Origin of the sequence: Nocardia sp. NPDC004151, from assembly GCF_042874235.1 — a bacterium.
Taxonomy (GTDB): Bacteria; Actinomycetota; Actinomycetes; order Mycobacteriales; family Mycobacteriaceae; genus Nocardia.
Genome location: NZ_JBIAMR010000021.1, coordinates 57,310 through 72,338 on the forward strand (window position 1 = coordinate 57,310; position 15,029 = coordinate 72,338).

The 15,029-nt window shown below is 65.4% G+C and carries 22 protein-coding genes; 19 read left to right on the forward strand and 3 right to left on the reverse strand.

Annotated elements, in window-relative coordinates:
- Nucleotides 1-99: 99 nt before the first annotated feature.
- From rplN to ACFYTS_RS33240, 6 genes are all read left to right on the forward strand, one after another.
- Nucleotides 100-468, forward strand: a complete 369-nt coding sequence (gene rplN, locus ACFYTS_RS33215; protein ID WP_033090674.1) for a 50S ribosomal protein L14 — start codon at nt 100-102, stop codon at nt 466-468.
- A gap of 2 nt (nt 469-470) precedes the next feature.
- Entirely contained in the window at nt 471-785 is a 315-nt protein-coding gene (rplX, locus tag ACFYTS_RS33220) for a 50S ribosomal protein L24 (protein ID WP_357089127.1), read from the forward strand.
- A 1-nt stretch (nt 786) separates the two neighbouring features.
- Nucleotides 787-1,353: a 50S ribosomal protein L5 gene (gene rplE, locus ACFYTS_RS33225; protein ID WP_120741133.1), complete on the forward strand. Its 567-nt coding sequence runs from the start codon at nt 787-789 to the stop codon at nt 1,351-1,353.
- A 3-nt stretch (nt 1,354-1,356) separates the two neighbouring features.
- Nucleotides 1,357-1,542 (forward strand): type Z 30S ribosomal protein S14, encoded by a 186-nt coding sequence (locus ACFYTS_RS33230; RefSeq protein ID WP_029923637.1) that lies wholly within the window; start codon nt 1,357-1,359, stop codon nt 1,540-1,542.
- A gap of 151 nt (nt 1,543-1,693) precedes the next feature.
- On the forward strand, nt 1,694-1,903 hold the full coding sequence (locus ACFYTS_RS33235) for a type II toxin-antitoxin system VapB family antitoxin (RefSeq protein ID WP_357285135.1): 210 nt from the start codon (nt 1,694-1,696) through the stop codon (nt 1,901-1,903).
- Nucleotides 1,900-2,319 (forward strand): PIN domain nuclease, encoded by a 420-nt coding sequence (locus tag ACFYTS_RS33240; protein WP_387309301.1) that lies wholly within the window; start codon nt 1,900-1,902, stop codon nt 2,317-2,319. Before ACFYTS_RS33235 ends, ACFYTS_RS33240 begins: the two co-directional genes overlap by 4 nt.
- A 521-nt stretch (nt 2,320-2,840) precedes the next feature.
- On the opposite strand, the gene ACFYTS_RS33245 is transcribed toward ACFYTS_RS33240, so the two are convergent.
- A complete protein-coding gene (locus ACFYTS_RS33245) occupies nt 2,841-3,449 on the reverse strand; it encodes a hypothetical protein (protein WP_387309302.1) in 609 nt (202 codons plus the stop codon).
- Between the two features lie 420 nt (nt 3,450-3,869).
- Between ACFYTS_RS33245 and ACFYTS_RS33250 the strand changes: the two genes are divergently transcribed.
- A complete protein-coding gene (locus ACFYTS_RS33250) occupies nt 3,870-5,474 on the forward strand; it encodes an alpha/beta fold hydrolase (protein ID WP_387309303.1) in 1,605 nt (534 codons plus the stop codon).
- A 156-nt stretch (nt 5,475-5,630) separates the two neighbouring features.
- Here ACFYTS_RS33250 and ACFYTS_RS33255 read toward each other — a convergent pair whose 3' ends face one another.
- Both ACFYTS_RS33255 and ACFYTS_RS33260 read right to left on the reverse strand, forming a co-directional pair.
- Nucleotides 5,631-6,104 carry an SRPBCC family protein gene (locus ACFYTS_RS33255; RefSeq protein ID WP_357285147.1) on the reverse strand — a complete coding sequence of 158 codons (474 nt, stop codon included), beginning with the start codon at nt 6,102-6,104 and terminating at the stop codon, nt 5,631-5,633.
- Nucleotides 6,105-6,196: 92 nt separating this feature from the next.
- The gene (locus tag ACFYTS_RS33260; protein WP_387309304.1) at nt 6,197-6,727 is read right to left on the reverse strand and encodes a hypothetical protein; all 531 of its coding nucleotides are present in this window, start codon (nt 6,725-6,727) and stop codon (nt 6,197-6,199) included.
- Between the two features lie 402 nt (nt 6,728-7,129).
- Here ACFYTS_RS33260 and ACFYTS_RS33265 point away from each other — a divergent pair, with 402 nt between their 5' ends.
- The 12 genes from ACFYTS_RS33265 to map all read left to right on the forward strand — a co-directional run bounded on the left by ACFYTS_RS33265 (nt 7,130) and on the right by map (nt 15,011).
- The gene (locus tag ACFYTS_RS33265) at nt 7,130-7,882 is read left to right on the forward strand and encodes a helix-turn-helix transcriptional regulator (RefSeq protein WP_357285152.1); all 753 of its coding nucleotides are present in this window, start codon (nt 7,130-7,132) and stop codon (nt 7,880-7,882) included.
- A 73-nt stretch (nt 7,883-7,955) separates the two neighbouring features.
- Nucleotides 7,956-8,417, forward strand: a complete 462-nt coding sequence (locus ACFYTS_RS33270) for a PPOX class F420-dependent oxidoreductase (protein WP_357285155.1) — start codon at nt 7,956-7,958, stop codon at nt 8,415-8,417.
- A 97-nt stretch (nt 8,418-8,514) separates the two neighbouring features.
- Entirely contained in the window at nt 8,515-9,294 is a 780-nt protein-coding gene (locus tag ACFYTS_RS33275) for a hypothetical protein (protein WP_387309305.1), read from the forward strand.
- A gap of 230 nt (nt 9,295-9,524) precedes the next feature.
- On the forward strand, nt 9,525-9,923 hold the full coding sequence (gene rpsH / locus ACFYTS_RS33280) for a 30S ribosomal protein S8 (protein ID WP_213558035.1): 399 nt from the start codon (nt 9,525-9,527) through the stop codon (nt 9,921-9,923).
- Between the two features lie 14 nt (nt 9,924-9,937).
- Nucleotides 9,938-10,477 (forward strand): 50S ribosomal protein L6, encoded by a 540-nt coding sequence (rplF, locus tag ACFYTS_RS33285; protein WP_033087353.1) that lies wholly within the window; start codon nt 9,938-9,940, stop codon nt 10,475-10,477.
- Between the two features lie 3 nt (nt 10,478-10,480).
- Nucleotides 10,481-10,888 (forward strand): 50S ribosomal protein L18, encoded by a 408-nt coding sequence (gene rplR, locus ACFYTS_RS33290; protein ID WP_357089108.1) that lies wholly within the window; start codon nt 10,481-10,483, stop codon nt 10,886-10,888.
- Nucleotides 10,889-10,919: 31 nt separating this feature from the next.
- Complete coding sequence (gene rpsE / locus ACFYTS_RS33295) at nt 10,920-11,567, forward strand: 30S ribosomal protein S5 (RefSeq protein ID WP_357285161.1); 648 nt, start codon at nt 10,920-10,922, stop codon at nt 11,565-11,567.
- 1 nt (nt 11,568) lies between these two features.
- Nucleotides 11,569-11,748: a 50S ribosomal protein L30 gene (rpmD, locus tag ACFYTS_RS33300; RefSeq protein ID WP_040804320.1), complete on the forward strand. Its 180-nt coding sequence runs from the start codon at nt 11,569-11,571 to the stop codon at nt 11,746-11,748.
- A 2-nt stretch (nt 11,749-11,750) separates the two neighbouring features.
- The gene (gene rplO / locus ACFYTS_RS33305; RefSeq protein ID WP_357285164.1) at nt 11,751-12,194 is read left to right on the forward strand and encodes a 50S ribosomal protein L15; all 444 of its coding nucleotides are present in this window, start codon (nt 11,751-11,753) and stop codon (nt 12,192-12,194) included.
- A gap of 154 nt (nt 12,195-12,348) precedes the next feature.
- Nucleotides 12,349-13,668, forward strand: a complete 1,320-nt coding sequence (gene secY, locus ACFYTS_RS33310) for a preprotein translocase subunit SecY (protein WP_357089100.1) — start codon at nt 12,349-12,351, stop codon at nt 13,666-13,668.
- Complete coding sequence (locus ACFYTS_RS33315) at nt 13,665-14,210, forward strand: adenylate kinase (protein ID WP_357285167.1); 546 nt, start codon at nt 13,665-13,667, stop codon at nt 14,208-14,210. Before secY ends, ACFYTS_RS33315 begins: the two co-directional genes overlap by 4 nt.
- Nucleotides 14,211-15,011 (forward strand): type I methionyl aminopeptidase, encoded by an 801-nt coding sequence (map, locus tag ACFYTS_RS33320; protein WP_357285170.1) that lies wholly within the window; start codon nt 14,211-14,213, stop codon nt 15,009-15,011.
- Nucleotides 15,012-15,029: the final 18 nt, after the last annotated feature.

Genomic DNA, 15,029 nt, shown 5'->3' on the forward strand with positions numbered 1-15,029 from the left:
GTGAAAAACCGCTGGCAGGCGCGCGTCGCAGGGCAACTGACCATGCTCGTCGGGTCGGCAATCCGGCGTGCATTTCGTCCAGGTCTAGGAGGAGCTGAAGTGATTCAGCAGGAGTCGCGACTGCGCGTCGCCGACAACACGGGTGCGAAGGAAATCCTCTGCATCCGCGTGCTCGGTGGTTCGTCGCGTCGCTATGCCGGCATCGGTGACATCATCGTCGCCACTGTCAAGGACGCCATCCCCGGCGGCAACGTCAAGAAGGGCGAGGTCGTCAAGGCCGTCGTCGTGCGCACCGTCAAGGAGCGTCGTCGCCCGGATGGCTCGTACATCAAGTTCGACGAGAACGCTGCGGTGCTCATCAAGGCGGACAACGATCCGCGTGGCACCCGCATCTTCGGCCCGGTCGGCCGTGAGCTGCGTGAGAAGCGCTTCATGAAGATCGTCTCGCTGGCCCCGGAGGTGCTGTAACCATGAAGGTGCACAAGGGCGACACGGTCATCGTGATCTCGGGCAAGGACAAGGGCGCCAAGGGCAAGGTCATCCAGGCCTTCCCGGCGACCGGCAAGGTCCTCGTCGAGGGCGTGAACCGCATCAAGAAGCACGTCGCGGATTCCGCGAACCAGCGTGGCGCCAGCTCGGGCGGCATCGTCACCCAGGAAGCGCCGATCCAGGCCTCCAACGTGATGGTCGTCGACTCCGACGGCAAGCCGACCCGCGTGGGCTACCGCACCGATGAGAACGGCAAGCGGGTCCGCATCTCCCGTCGCAACGGGAAGGACATCTGAGATGACTTCTACCGAGAACAAGGTTCAGCCCCGCCTGAAGACCCGCTACCGCGAGGAAATCAAGCCGGCCCTGAACAACGAGTTCAACTACGCCAACGTGATGCAGATCCCGGGCGTCGTGAAGGTCGTCGTGAACATGGGTGTCGGCGACGCCGCCCGTGACGCGAAGCTGATCAACGGCGCGGTCGCCGACCTCACCCTGATCACCGGCCAGAAGCCCGAGATCCGCAAGGCCACCAAGTCCATCGCGCAGTTCAAGCTGCGTGAGGGCATGCCGATCGGCGCGAAGGTCACCCTGCGCGGCGACCGGATGTGGGAGTTCCTGGACCGTCTGATCTCGATCGCGCTTCCGCGTATCCGCGACTTCCGCGGTCTCTCGCCGAAGCAGTTCGACGGCCACGGCAACTACACCTTCGGTCTCTCCGAGCAGTCGATGTTCCACGAGATCGACGTCGACAAGATCGACCGTCCGCGTGGTATGGACATCACCGTGGTGACCACCGCGACCAACAACGAAGAAGGCCGCGCGCTGCTCAAGCACCTCGGCTTCCCGTTCAAGGAGAACTGATCCATGGCTAAGAAGGCTCTGATCAACAAGGCCAACGCCAAGCCGAAGTTCGCGGTGCGCGCCTACACCCGCTGCCAGCGCTGCGGTCGTCCGCACGCTGTGTACCGCAAGTTCGGCCTGTGCCGCGTGTGCCTGCGCGAGATGGCCCACCGCGGCGAGCTCCCGGGCGTCCACAAGTCGTCCTGGTGAGCCGAAGCTCCTCGTGAGCTGACAACTCCACACCCGAAGGCCCCCACCGTGATTCGTCCCGGTGGGGGCCTTCGGCGTTCGGCGCCCACCTGCGGCCGATATCCGGTATATTTGGGTCGGCTATTACATATATCAATGGGAGGTGGTCTCGATGTCCAAACTGCTGATCGACGTCGATGACGAGGCGCTCGCGGAGGCGCAGCGCCTGCTGGGCACCGCCACCAAGAAGGACACTGTGAACGCGGCTCTGATCGAAGTCGCGAAGCGGATCAAGCGCGCCAAGGCACTGGCCGAGCTAGTCGAGATGGCCGAGCGAGGTGACTTCGACTATCTGCTCGACAAGCAGGGGTATCGCTCGTGATCGAATACCTGATCGATACGTCCGCAGTCGGGCGCCTGCTCCTGAATCCCTCGATCCGTAAGGCATGGGACGAGCCGCTCAATGCGGGGTTGATCGCCATCTGCGACGCGGTCGAGCTGGAATTGCTGTACGGCGCGACCTCTCTAGCTGATCGTCTGCGCAAGAAAGAACTGTTCGATGGATTGTTCGGTTGGGTTGTCACGCCCGACGCCGCGTGGCACCGGGCGCACCGCATTCAGCAATCCCTCACCGAGTCCGGTCGGCATCGCAGTGCCGGGGTGGTAGATCTCCTGGTATCGGTAACCGCCTCCGCCCACAACCTCACAATCCTCCACTACGACCATGATTTCGAGACCATCGCCGGCGTGACCGGCCAACCAACGCAATGGATTTCAACGCCCGGATCGGTTTCCTGAGCCCCTGTGATCGGGGGATCCAGTGGGAAGGGATAGCCGGATCTGGGAACGCTGACTCAGTACGGCAGGTGAGGGTGCAGGCCGAGGCATCGGAATCCGTAGCCAAGCTGCTCGTAATCGCCTCGTCGTCCGGCTTCCGGGGTCTGTAACTCCGGGGCGGTCACCTGGAGCCGCCGCAGTGGTCCGGGTTCGAGGTCGGTGTGGATCGCGAAATCCAGGCGATCCTCGCCAGCCAAAATACTGAACTGCGGTGGTGATTGGTACGGTGGTCAGGATCGCCTGTCTGGGTCAGCAAGAAGACTTGATGCCCAGCCGAGTTGACGAGATGTATCGATCACCGCGGCGAGTCCCCGGGCGCCCACACGTCGTCCTGGTGACTCACCGGTCCTGGTGACCTGGTAGCACCGAACCCGAAGGCCCCCGCCGAGTTCCGATTCGGCGGGGGCCTTCGGCATTGTCGTCGACCCCTATTTCTCGCAGCTCTTCCCCGACCAGTTGACCCCTTACTCACCTGCCAGTGATCACGGCTGGGCGGTGACCCACGCTGTTACGGCGTCGAGGAACTCCGGGCCGCCTGTGATGTATCCGCCGATGGTTGCACCGATCAGCGCGCCCACGGGAATGGTGAGCCCCCACAACAGGAACACGCACGCCCCGAGGAGGCCGCCCACAATGGCACCGGTGACGACGCCGGGCAGGTTTTTGTCGATCTGGTCCTTCAGGCGGTCGTAGGAGCTGATGTTCTTCAGTTGCGCCGTATCTTCCGCCGTTGGGGTCGGTGTCAGCGTCAAGGTGCGGCCGTCCGCACCGATGTGCTGCACGAGCGGAATCGAACGCCCCTCGACGGTGAACCGTTGCGGCATTTCGGTCCTCGCCGCTCCGTTGCCGGACTCGAGCACCACCGCGCCGTTCCGCTCCATCTCGAACTTGCCATTCTGAACGGTGGTCGTGATGACCTTGTCAACCGGCGAAATGGTGATCTGGTAGCCGATTTCATGATCCAGACCGGAAATCATGTCCGCCGCAGCCGGCTGCTCGGCGACGGCCGGCTCTGCATGGGCGGTTGCCGCAGTAATGCCCACGGCCGAGATGGCCATGAAAACGACAGCGGTGATCTTCTCGAACTTCACTCTTCGAATCCCTCCACTCAGCTGCCCCTGATGGGGCGGACCGCACCAGACCTTAGGCGTCGAATTCGCCGGTGTGTGGTACGCCACACGCAGTCGGACACCTTACTCGCCGGCGGTGTCCGGAAATACTGAACCGCTCGGATTTGGTCGTTGCCGCGTCCGGCGCACCAAATATGACGATTTATCCGAAAAGGGTGATTATGGGCAGGGTTTCGGATGTGTTGGGGGTGGTACCGGTTTCGGCGCGACTTTTCGCCTGGCCGGCCATTGCGTGATCGGAAGCTACACTCGGTTCGCCAACCCACCGCGAAATACGTGGCCGAGGCCGCGGAATTCCGTGGGTTTCCCGGAATTGCCCGGATTTACGGTTGACCCGGACTGATTTCTGCGCGGCTGGATGGTTGGCGGCGTTGGCTCCCGGTGCGATTCGATCTCGACTTGCTGAAAGGTCTTGTCCTCGTGGGTGTTGGAGATCCGTATTCGATAGCGTCCCCTGAGCGTCGCTCCCGAAGTTCGCTGAATGATGTGTGGGGTGTTGTCGCGGCGGTGATCGTCGCCGTACTCGCGGTCACGGTGGCCTCTGCTTCGGGTGTTGCCGGCGCTGAACCGGGAGATCCGTTGGCGCGCTTTCATCAGCAACATCTCGACTGGCGTACCTGCGAGGACGCGGCCCTGACGGCGGAGGGCGCGGCCTGCACGGATGTCACCGTGCCACTCGATTACGGCAGGCCGGACGGGCCGAGCATCACCATTGCGGTCTCGCGGATCCCGGCCCACGACGTGGCACACCGTCGCGGTGTGCTGCTGACCAACTCGGGCGGACCGGGCACGCCTGGGCTCGATGCGTTCGATCTCGTCGGTGATGTTCTCGAACCGGATGTGCTGAGCCGCTATGACCTGATCGGATTCGACCCGCGGGGAGTCGCCCGGTCCGGGCGGCACCAGCGGTGCGGATGGCCGGTCGCCGGCTCGATCCGCTCGGCCGGTGTCGGGTTCCCCGGGTTCGTCTCCGAAACAGTCCTGCAGGCACAGCTGGCCGCCGATTGCCTGGTGGGCGATCGGGACTGGATGCGGCAGCTCAGCACTCGCAACACCGCCCGCGACATGGACGTGATCCGTGCCGCACTGAGTGAGGACCGCATCAGCTATTACGGCGTGTCATACGGGACCTATCTGGGTGCGGTCTACGCCCAACTGTTCCCCGATCGATCCGAGCGCATGGTGCTCGACAGTGTCATCGATCCGCGGCGCTACTGGCTGGGGTTGCAGCAGGACTGGGGGCCGGCGGTGGAAGCGGCCTTCGACGACTGGGCCGACTGGGCCGCAGCTCGTGACCAGCAGTACCACCTCGGCGACTCCGCGACCGCGGTACGTCGTGGAGTCGAGGACCTGATCGACCGTGCGTCGCTGTCGCCGATCGTGGTCGAGGGCTTCGGTTTCGACGATCATCTCCTGCCGAACCTGCTGTGGACGATGTTGCGGGACGCGCGATTGAACGAGGCTCTGGCGTCATCGGTACGGGCCGTCACCGACGCGGCCGACGGACGCACGCCGCAGGTGCCCCCACAGCTGCACCAGCAGATCGAGGCCGAGAAGCAAGGTGAAGATTCGGTTATGGTGCAGATCTGGTGTGCGGACGCACCGATGCCCGCCGACCCCGCCTGGTATTGGAACGCGATCCAGGCGGCGCGTCCGAGCCAGCCGATCTTCGCCGCACTGGCCAACAATATTCAACCCTGCGCATTCTGGTCACCGCCCCCGGAACCGCCCACCGTGGTCGACAACGCCGTGCCCGCACTGATCCTGCAGGCCGCCGGCGACAACCGGACGCCCTACCCCCATGCCGTAGCGCTCCACCAGCAAATGTCGGGGTCACGCTTGATCACCTTGATCGACACCAGGATCCACATGGTGCTTCGCCCGGGTCTGAGCACCTGCATCCTCGACACCGCCAACCGCTACTTCGGCGATGGAACCTTCCCGGCGGAAGACCGCACCTGCGCGCCCACCACACCACTCGAGTAGACACGTATATCCGGGCCATACAGCACGATTCGCGTCCGACTGCGGCGATGGGGGGCCCGGCGCCCGGCTCCCCCGGCGAACTGAGCGGCTCCAAAGACGAAGTCCCCCAAGGAGATATGTCTCCGGTGGGGGACTTCGGCGTTGTGCCGCAGGCGGTCACAGGCCGGCGGCTACCTCCTGCAGCTGCGCCATCCCGATCGGCGCGAATTCCGCCATCCCCGAGGCCGCCATGCCGTCCCGATCCGCGACGGACTGGAACACCGACAGCGCCGTCACCCGCGTCTTGCCGTCTTCCTCCTCGAAGGTGACCGATTCCAGGCACACGTGTCCGGGCGTGCCGTCGAACTCGAAGGTGTTCACGATCCGGTCGGCGCCGACCTCGTGGTAGACGCCGCGGAATCCGTACTCGTTGCCCGCGGGATCGACATGCACGATGTGCCACGATCCGCCCGTCACCGGCTCGAACCGCTCGACTTTGCTGGTGAGCTCGCGCGGCCCCCACCAGCGCACCATCAGGTCCGCTTCGGTGTAGGCGCGGTAGACGGCGGCCTTGGGCGCGTCGATCAGGGCGACGGTGGTGGCCACATGGCTGTCGGGTTCGGCGGTGAAGGTGGTTTCCGGGTTGCTCATCGTCTTGTCCTGTCTCCCGAGTTTCTCGATCCCGGGCCGCGTGGGTGCGGCCTCGAAACATTGGACGACGCGAACCACTCGAATTAATCGCTTCAGCTGCCGCCGCTCGGGAGATGCCCGCCGAATCCGCCGCGCAATACCCGGCCGCCGGACGTGGGGACGCCGCGGTCGAGGACGCGGCCGGCGGTGGGCCGGATGAAGCTGCCCAGGGCCAGGCCCACGACCGCGCCGACGGCGGGGTAGATCAGCGCCGAGGAATGATGCAGCCAGAAGCGGGAATACGTGTCCTCGTCGGCGTCGCACAGGTCATCGTCGACCCGGACGTTGGTTTCCGGATCCAGGCAGATCGCCACATCGGTCGGTTCGGTATCCGCGGAGGTGGTGGTCGGGGCCGGTGTGGTGGCGGCCGGGACCGTGGTGGTCGGGGGCGCTGCGGCGGTCGTCGGCCGCAGGGTCGTGAGGGCGGTCGGCGGCAGGGAGGTGCTCGGGGCCGCACGCTCGGAGGGGGCGGCGACGCACCCACTCGATACCAACGCGGCCGCCACCGTCGCCGGTAGCAGATATGACACCCGCAGTGAGCGCTTGCGCGGTGCAGCGGTTGGCGTCCCCATCTTTCCGGGCATGAGCCGGTCCTTCCCCCATAGGCAGACCGGGGAGCCTAGCAGTGCCGGGCGGGCGCGCATCGATTCCGGCCGAGACCGGCTCGGCGATGACCGATTGCCCGGCCGATTCGAATCGGACATCGGTGCGGCTACTTTCGATCCGCCCGAGACTCGACCGTAAGGCCCCCATCGAGATTCGTCCCGGTGGGGGCCTTCGGCGTTCAGGTCCCCGTTGACCCGCACGATTCGGGGACGACCTGACCCTCCCCTCCAATGACGGCCAGGGCGCCACCGAGGGTCAATCCTGTCAATCGGCCGATCCCAGGAGCAAGATCAGGAGCTATCCCAACCTGGTGGTAGCGTCGTGCGCTCTACCCCCAATGTGGGGGACCTCGATCTCGCACGGCCGCAAAGGGTTCACACATGCACTTCGACAATGGGGCCGACGTCGAAATGCCGACGCTGGCGGCATTCGTGAAGCGCATGCGGCTGCGCCGCGGCTGGACGCAGCGTGAGTTCGCACAGCACGCCCACCTCGGTATCGGCACCGTGCAGAAGCTCGAGCAGGGCGACAAGGTCAGCGTGGGGGATCGCGCGCTGTCGGCGCTGGCCGACGCCGTCTGCGACAACGAGCACGAGCGTGAGCATTTGCGGGCCTTGGGCGGTCGCCCCGGCTTCGCGCTGGGCGGGGCCGCGTCGTCCGCCGACATGTCGGCGCTGCTCGATCAGCTCACCTCGATTCCCGCTGCGTGGGTGGTGGATTGGGGCGTGGTCGCCGCGAACGACCGTTATCGCCACCTCATGCCCGGTATCGACGAGGCGCCCAGTATCGCCCACTGGCTGTTCGGGGACCCGCGTTCGAGGATGGTGTTGCCGGACTGGCAGACCGAGGCCGCGTACATGGTGGGTATCCTGCGTCATTACTACGTCGCCGCACCGAGTGTCGGAGCCACCGGCGACACCGGCGTCACCGCCCGCATCGTCCGTGAGCTGGCGGCCCGCCACCCGGATTTCCGCCGCGTCTGGGCCACCGGCGACGTCTACGTCCGCCGCCCCGAGAGCGACCGCCGGGTCTGGACCCCGGCGGACGCCACGATGACAGCCTGGCGCGAATCCCTGATCCCCGCCGCCTCGGGTTGGCTGGCCATGTGCTTCCCCACCACCCCCGCGACCTGATCTTCGAAGATTCCCGAACGGCGGCCGTCGGCGACCTACACTCGAGATCGCTCGAGTGGAAGGACGCACAGGCATGCCGGTCGAAGTTGTTGGGGACGTTCGCAAATGGCTCGAGGAGCCCCGGTTCTGGACCGTCGGCACCCTGAACGAGGACGGCTCTCCCCAGCTGACCCCCATGTGGGTCGGCCTCGAAACCGTCGACGGCACAGAGCACATCGTGATGAACACCTCCGTAGGCCGCATCAAGGAACAGAACCTCCGCCGCGACCCCCGCCTCTCCCTGTCCAGCTTCGACCCGGGCCAGCCCTACGACCGAGTCGAAATCCGCGGCCGCGCAGTAGGATTCATCGAGGGGCAAGAAGCGGTCCACATCATGGACCGCTTGGCGCAGAAGTACCTGAACGCCGAAACCTTCCCCTGGCTGATCGACGGCGAGACCCGGGTCGCGGTCCTCATCCAGCCCGACCGCATCCACCGCACCGTCGGCGTCGAGCCCTTCCGCCCGGGAATCCTCCCCGACGGCCGGGTCCTGTAACCCGCTGGCGCCCGCGCGGATTGGCCGTCGCGGGACCGGCGCGCTACCGTGACGACTCGTCGGAAATGACGGGTTTCAAATCGGGGGTGGGTTCCGTATGCGCTGGATCGTGGCTGCGGCGGCCGTCTTGCTGGCGTTGTTCACCGGCGGGTGCGGGCTGATCGACGGCTCCGCGAATGGTGTCAGCCAGGGGGACTGTCTGAAGAAGAGCGGGGACGAGGGGTTCGACGAGGTGTCGTGTTCCTCGTCGGACGCCGGGTTCGTGGTGCTCGACCGGGCGGGGAGCGACAAGCCGCACAACCGGTGCGTGGATGTGCCGGGTACCGAGTACGTATATACGGACAAGGGCAGTGGGTCGATCTGCGTCGGGATCAAGGGCGCCGACCCGGCTCGCGCGGCGAATGCGGCTCAGAAGGGTGACTGTCTCACCGACACCAAGGGCAGTGCCGTGCAGAAGGCGCCGTGCACCGACCCTACCGCTGTCTACCGCGTCCTGGCCCGCCCCGACGGCTCCGAGTTCATGACCGATTCGGCGTGCAAGAACGTCGCGGGCACCCAGACCACCTACAGCTACCTGCTCGAGGCCAAGAAGGGCATCGGTGCGTTCGGTACGGGCATCGTATTCTGTTTGATCGCAAAGGATTCCGACGCGACGCGCACGATCGACAACGCGAAGGTCGGCGACTGCCTGAAGAAGACCGGCGCCAACGACGTCGAGATCACCGCCTGCACCGCCCCCGACGCCAAGTACAAGATCCTCAGCTCGGTCCTCGACAAGTCCTTCTGCGACCGCGTCGCGGGCTCCATTGCCAGCTACTCCTATCAACAGGCCGGCGAGATCATGCCGAAGGTCTACTGCCTCGGGTCGCCCCGTTGATGTGACGCGGACCTCGATTTGGTCGCTGATCAGGGGTTGTCTACACTAGACCGGTTGCTCGGGCACAGCTGTGTCCGCACGCGTTCTCGCGTGCGGCGTTGCTCCGGGCGCAAGCGATTCATCCGGTCGGGCGTTCCCGGCTGGACCGCCCCGAATTGTCGTAGGCCCACGACCGCCGATCTCAGACGGTGCTGAATGGGAACCGCGGCAGGAAGGTACCGGTCAAACACATGACCATGACTGATCCCATCGCAGACTTCTTGACCCGTCTGCGCAACGCCAACTCGGCGTACCACGATCAGGTGAAGGCGCCGCACTCGAAGCTCAAGGTGAACATCGCCGAGATCCTCAAGCGCGAGGGCTACATCGCCGACTTCCGCGTCGAAGATGCGCCCGTCGGCAAGAACCTGATCGTCGACCTGAAGTACGGCCCGAGCCGTGAGCGCTCCCTGCAGGGTGTGCGCCGCGTGTCGAAGCCGGGCCTCCGGGTTTACGCGAAGTCCACCAACCTGCCCAAGGTGCTCGGCGGCCTCGGCGTGGCGATTATCTCCACGTCCTCCGGTCTGCTCACTGACCGTCAGGCCAAGCAGCAGGGCGTGGGCGGCGAAGTCCTCGCCTACGTCTGGTAAGGGAGGTAGGAACAATGTCGCGTATCGGTAAGAAGCCGATCCCGGTTCCCGCCGGCGTCGAGGTGACCATCGACGGCCAGAACGTGACGGTCAAGGGTTCCAAGGGCACCCTGTCCCACGTTGTCGCCGAGCCGATCACCGTCGCCCGGGCTGAGTCCGGTGAGCTCGAGGTCGTTCGTCCGAACGACGAGCGTCAGAACCGCTCGCTGCACGGCCTGACCCGCACCCTGATCAGCAACATGATCGAGGGCGTCACCAAGGGTTACGAGAAGAAGATGGAAATCTTCGGCGTCGGTTACCGTGTCGCCGCCAAGGGCTCGAACCTCGAGTTCGCCCTGGGCTACAGCCACCCGGTTCCGGTCGACGCCCCCGAGGGCATCACCTTCGCGGTGGAGTCCCCGACCAAGTTCTCGGTGTCCGGCATCGACAAGCAGAAGGTCGGCCAGATCGCCGCGGTGATCCACGGCCTGCGTAAGCCCGATCCGTACAAGGGCAAGGGCATCCGCTACGCCGGCGAGGTCGTTCGCCGCAAGGTCGGAAAGACGGGTAAGTAAGCCATGGCACAAACCGAAAAGCAGAAGGCCGCTCGTAAGCCGATCGGCAAGGACGCCTCGACCTCGCGCCGCCTGTCGAAGACGCGTCGTCACTTCCGTCTGCGCAAGAAGGTCGTCGGCACCACCGAGCGTCCGCGCCTGGTGGTCAACCGCTCCGCGCGCCACCTGCACGCCCAGCTGATCGACGATTCGGCCGGCAAGACCATTGCCGCCGCGTCGACCATCGAGGCCGATGTGCGCGCGCTCGAGGGTGACAAGTCCGCCAAGGGCGCCAAGGTCGGCGAGCTCATCGCCGCCCGTGCCAAGGCTGCCGGCGTCGAGGCGGTCGTGTTCGACCGTGGTGGTCACGACTACCACGGCCGTATCGCGGCTCTCGCCGATGCCGCCCGTGAAGGTGGGCTGAAGTTCTGATGATCAACACTGCGAACGAAGGGAACGTCTGATGCCGGGACGTCAGCGGCGTGACGGCGGAAGCAACGGTCCCGCCGGACAGAACAGTGGCAGCGACAACCGCGATCAGCGTGGTGGCGGTCGCGACCGCCGCGGCGGTAGCGATCGCCGGGACAATGCCGCCGAGAAGAACCAGCTCGAGCGCGTCGTCGCGATCAACCGTGTCTCCAAGGTCGTGAAGGGTGGTCGTCGCTTCAGCTTCACCGCCCTCGTGATCGTCGGTGACGGCAACGGTCTCGTCGGCGTCGGCTACGGCAAGGCCAAGGAAGTTCCCGCGGCCATCCAGAAGGGTGTCGAAGAGGCTCGCAAGAACTTCTTCCGCGTTCCGATGATCGGCTCCACGGTCACCCACCCGGTTCAGGGTGAGGCGGCTGCCGGTGTCGTCATGCTGCGTCCGGCTTCGCCCGGTACCGGTGTGATCGCCGGTGGCGCGTGCCGTGCCGTTCTGGAGTGCGCCGGCATCCATGATGTTCTGGCCAAGTCGCTCGGTAGCGACAACGCCATCAACGTCGTGCACGCCACGGTTGCGGCTCTGAAGATGCTGCAGCGTCCCGAAGAGGTCGCGGCCCGTCGTGGCCTGCCGATCGAGGACGTGGCCCCGGCTGGCATGCTGCGTGCGCGCGCGGGACAGGGAGTCTGATATGGCACAGCTGAAAGTGACCCAGGTCAAGTCCAGCATCGGCGCCAAGGCGAATCAGCGCGAGTCGCTGCGCACCCTCGGGCTGCGCAAGATCCGCCAGTCCGTGACGCGTGAGGACAACGCGCAGAACCGCGGCCTGATCAACGTCGTGCGCCACCTCGTGGAAGTTGAGGAGGTCTAAGCATGACCATCAAGTTGCATCACCTGCGTCCTGCCCCGGGTGCCAAGACCGAGAAGACCCGTGTGGGTCGCGGTGAGGGCTCCAAGGGTAAGACCGCGGGCCGCGGTACCAAGGGTACGAAGGCTCGCAAGAACGTCCCCGTCCGCTTCGAGGGCGGTCAGATGCCGATTCACATGCGTCTGCCCAAGCTCAAGGGCTTCACCAACCCGTTCCGCACCGAGTACCAGGTCGTGAACGTCGGTGACATCGCCCGCGTGTTCCCTCAGGGCGGAACCATCGGCAAGGCCGAGCTGGTCGCCAACGGCCTCGTTCGCAAGAACGAGCTCGTGAAGGTGCTCGGCGAGGGCGAAATCGCTGTGGCCGTGCAGGTTTCGGCCGACAAGTTCTCCGGCTCCGCCAAGGAGAAGATCGCCGCAGCGGGTGGCACTGCCACCGAGCTGGCCTGACGGTAACCTGAAGTAGCAACGGCACCGGGCGAGTCGCGAGCTCGCCCGGTGCCGCTGTTAAAGTTCAAGTGTTGTCTGCCAACACCCCGTCATGGTTCTCGGCGTTCTTTCGCTGAATCCGTGGCCTGACCTATGTCGTTAGCCAGGAGGATCTGTGCTTTCCGCCTTCGTGTCGGCTTTCCGGACCCCGGACTTACGGCGGAAGATTCTCTTCACGCTGGGACTGATCGCGCTCTACCGGCTCGGTGCGTCGCTGCCTTCGCCGGGCGTCAGTTACAAGAACGTTCAAGAGTGCGTCAATCTGGTCAACGGCGGTGACTCCGCCGGCATCTACCAGCTGATCAACCTCTTCTCCGGCGGCGCGCTGCTGCAGCTGTCCGTGTTCGCGATCGGCATCATGCCGTACATCACGGCCAGCATCATCATCCAGCTGTTGACCGTCGTGATCCCGCGGTTCGAGGAACTGCGAAAAGAGGGTCAAGCGGGTCAGAACAAGATGACCCAGTACACGCGCTATCTGTCCGTGGCGCTGGCGATCCTGCAGTCGACCGGTCTGGTCGCGCTCGCCTCCCGCGGTCAGCTGCTGCGTGGCTGCCCCAAGGACATTCTCGACGACACCTCTATCTTCGGCATGATCATCATCGTGCTGGTCATGACCGCGGGCGCGGCCCTGGTCATGTGGTTCGGTGAGCAGATCACCGAGCGCGGCATCGGTAACGGCATGTCGCTGTTGATCTTCGCGGGTATCGCCGCCCGTATCCCCTCCGAGGGCAAGATGATCTGGGACAGCCGCGGCGTGGGCATCTTCGCCCTGGTCTGCGCGGCCGCCCTGGTGGTCATCGTCGGCGTCATCTTCGTCGAGCAGGGCCAGCGCCGGATTCCGGTGCAGTACGCCAAGCGCGTGGTCGGCCGGAAGATGTACGGCGGTTCCTCGACCTATCTGCCGCTGAAGGTCAATCAGGCGGGTGTCATCCCGGTGATCTTCGCGTCCTCGCTGCTGTACCTGCCGAACCTGCTGGCGCAGCTGACCCAGAAGAGCACGGGCAATCCGGCCAAGTGGCAGGAGCTGATCCAGAAGTATCTGGTCAACCCGAGCAACCCGGTCTACGTGGCGATCTACTTCGCCCTGATCGTGTTCTTCACCTACTTCTACGTCGCGATCACCTTCAACCCGGAGGAGCGCGCGGACGAGATGAAGAAGTTCGGCGGCTTCATCCCGGGCTACCGGCCGGGCAAGCCGACCGCCGATTACCTGAACTATGTCCTGAGCCGGATCACCCTCCCCGGCTCCATCTACCTCGGTGCTGTCGCTGTTCTGCCGAACCTGCTCCTCGGGATCGGGGCCTCCGGCGGCGTGACGAATCTGCCGTTCGGTGGTACCGCGGTGCTGATCATTGTGAGCGTCGGCCTCGATACCGTGAAGCAAATCGAGAGCCAGTTGATGAACCGAAACTACGAAGGGTTCCTGAAGTGAGACTCGTACTGCTCGGACCGCCGGGCGCCGGTAAAGGCACCCAGGCCGAACTGTTGTCGGAAAAGCTCGGTGTTCCGCACATCTCCACTGGAGCCCTGTTTCGCACGAACATCGACCAGCAGACCGCGCTGGGCAAGGAAGCCCAGGGGTACATCGACGCCGGCAACCTGGTGCCGTCGGACGTGACCAACCGCATGGTCGAGGCCCGTATCGCCGAGCCGGATGCCGTCAACGGCTTCATCCTGGACGGCTACCCGCGCACCGTGGATCAGGCCGAGGCGCTGGAGAAGATGCTGAAGGGCATGGGCAAGGAGCTCGACGCCGTGCTGTCCTTCGTGGTCGACGAGGACGTGGTGGTCGAGCGCATGCTGGCCCGCGGCCGTGGCGACGACACCGAAGAGGTCATCCGCAACCGCATGCGCGTCTACCGCGAGGAGACCGAGCCGCTGCTGGTGCACTACGACGGCCAGGTCGTGTCGGTCGAGGGCGTCGGCGAGATCGAGGATGTCAACGCGAACGCGCTCAAGGCCCTGGGCCGCTGAATGGTCTTCGGCCGTAAGAGCAAGCGGGTGGTGCCTTTCCGCACCGCCGGTGAACTGGATGCCATGGCGGCGGCCGGCGCTATCGTCGGCCGCGCGCTGGTGGCGGTGCGCGCTGCCGCCAAGCCCGGGGTCTCGACCCTGGAGCTGGATGAGGTGGCCGAGCAGGTCATCCGTGAGGCCAACGCGATCCCGTCGTTCAAGGGCTACCACGGCTTCCCGGGTTCGATCTGCTCGTCGGTGAACGACCGTGTGGTGCACGGCATCCCGTCCAAGGGCGACATCCTGTCCGAGGGCGATCTGGTCTCCATCGACTGCGGCGCCATCCTCGACGGCTGGCACGGCGACTCGGCGTGGACCTTCGGCGTCGGCACCATCATCGAGGCGGACCGCCTGCTCAGCGAGGCGACCAAGCTCTCGATGGAGGCCGGCATCGCCGCCATGATCCCCGGCAACCGCCTCTCGGACGTCTCGCACGCCATCGAGCAGGGCACCTACGCCGCGGAGAAGTTGCACGGCCGCAAGTACGGCATCGTCTCCGGCTACGGCGGCCACGCCATCGGCCGTGAGATGCACATGGATCCCTTCCTGCCGAACGAGGGCGCTCCCGGCAAGGGTCCTGAGCTGCGCGTCGGCTCGGTCCTGGCCATCGAGCCCATGCTCACCCTCGGCACCACGGAAACCCATGAGCTGGACGATCATTGGACCGTCGTCACCGATGACGGTTCCCGTGCCGCGCACTGGGAGCACACGGTCGCGGTGACCGAGAACGGTCCCCGCATCCTGACGCTCCGTCCGGAGTAACCCTCCGCCGCAATCCGC

Bases quoted from the DNA above. Each gene is read 5' to 3' on its own strand.
- rplX (WP_357089127.1), top strand. From the start codon at position 471: ATGAAGGTGCACAAGGGCGACACGGTCATCGTGATCTCGGGCAAGGAC.
- rplE (WP_120741133.1), top strand. From the start codon at position 787: ATGACTTCTACCGAGAACAAGGTTCAGCCCCGCCTGAAGACCCGCTAC.
- ACFYTS_RS33230 (WP_029923637.1), top strand. From the start codon at position 1,357: ATGGCTAAGAAGGCTCTGATCAACAAGGCCAACGCCAAGCCGAAGTTC.
- ACFYTS_RS33235 (WP_357285135.1), top strand. From the start codon at position 1,694: ATGTCCAAACTGCTGATCGACGTCGATGACGAGGCGCTCGCGGAGGCG.
- ACFYTS_RS33255 (WP_357285147.1), bottom strand. From the start codon at position 6,104: ATGAGCAACCCGGAAACCACCTTCACCGCCGAACCCGACAGCCATGTG.
- ACFYTS_RS33260 (WP_387309304.1), bottom strand. From the start codon at position 6,727: ATGCCCGGAAAGATGGGGACGCCAACCGCTGCACCGCGCAAGCGCTCA.
- ACFYTS_RS33265 (WP_357285152.1), top strand. From the start codon at position 7,130: ATGCACTTCGACAATGGGGCCGACGTCGAAATGCCGACGCTGGCGGCA.
- ACFYTS_RS33270 (WP_357285155.1), top strand. From the start codon at position 7,956: ATGCCGGTCGAAGTTGTTGGGGACGTTCGCAAATGGCTCGAGGAGCCC.
- ACFYTS_RS33275 (WP_387309305.1), top strand. From the start codon at position 8,515: ATGCGCTGGATCGTGGCTGCGGCGGCCGTCTTGCTGGCGTTGTTCACC.
- rpsH (WP_213558035.1), top strand. From the start codon at position 9,525: ATGACCATGACTGATCCCATCGCAGACTTCTTGACCCGTCTGCGCAAC.
- rplF (WP_033087353.1), top strand. From the start codon at position 9,938: ATGTCGCGTATCGGTAAGAAGCCGATCCCGGTTCCCGCCGGCGTCGAG.
- rplR (WP_357089108.1), top strand. From the start codon at position 10,481: ATGGCACAAACCGAAAAGCAGAAGGCCGCTCGTAAGCCGATCGGCAAG.
- rpsE (WP_357285161.1), top strand. From the start codon at position 10,920: ATGCCGGGACGTCAGCGGCGTGACGGCGGAAGCAACGGTCCCGCCGGA.
- rpmD (WP_040804320.1), top strand. From the start codon at position 11,569: ATGGCACAGCTGAAAGTGACCCAGGTCAAGTCCAGCATCGGCGCCAAG.
- rplO (WP_357285164.1), top strand. From the start codon at position 11,751: ATGACCATCAAGTTGCATCACCTGCGTCCTGCCCCGGGTGCCAAGACC.
- map (WP_357285170.1), top strand. From the start codon at position 14,211: ATGGTCTTCGGCCGTAAGAGCAAGCGGGTGGTGCCTTTCCGCACCGCC.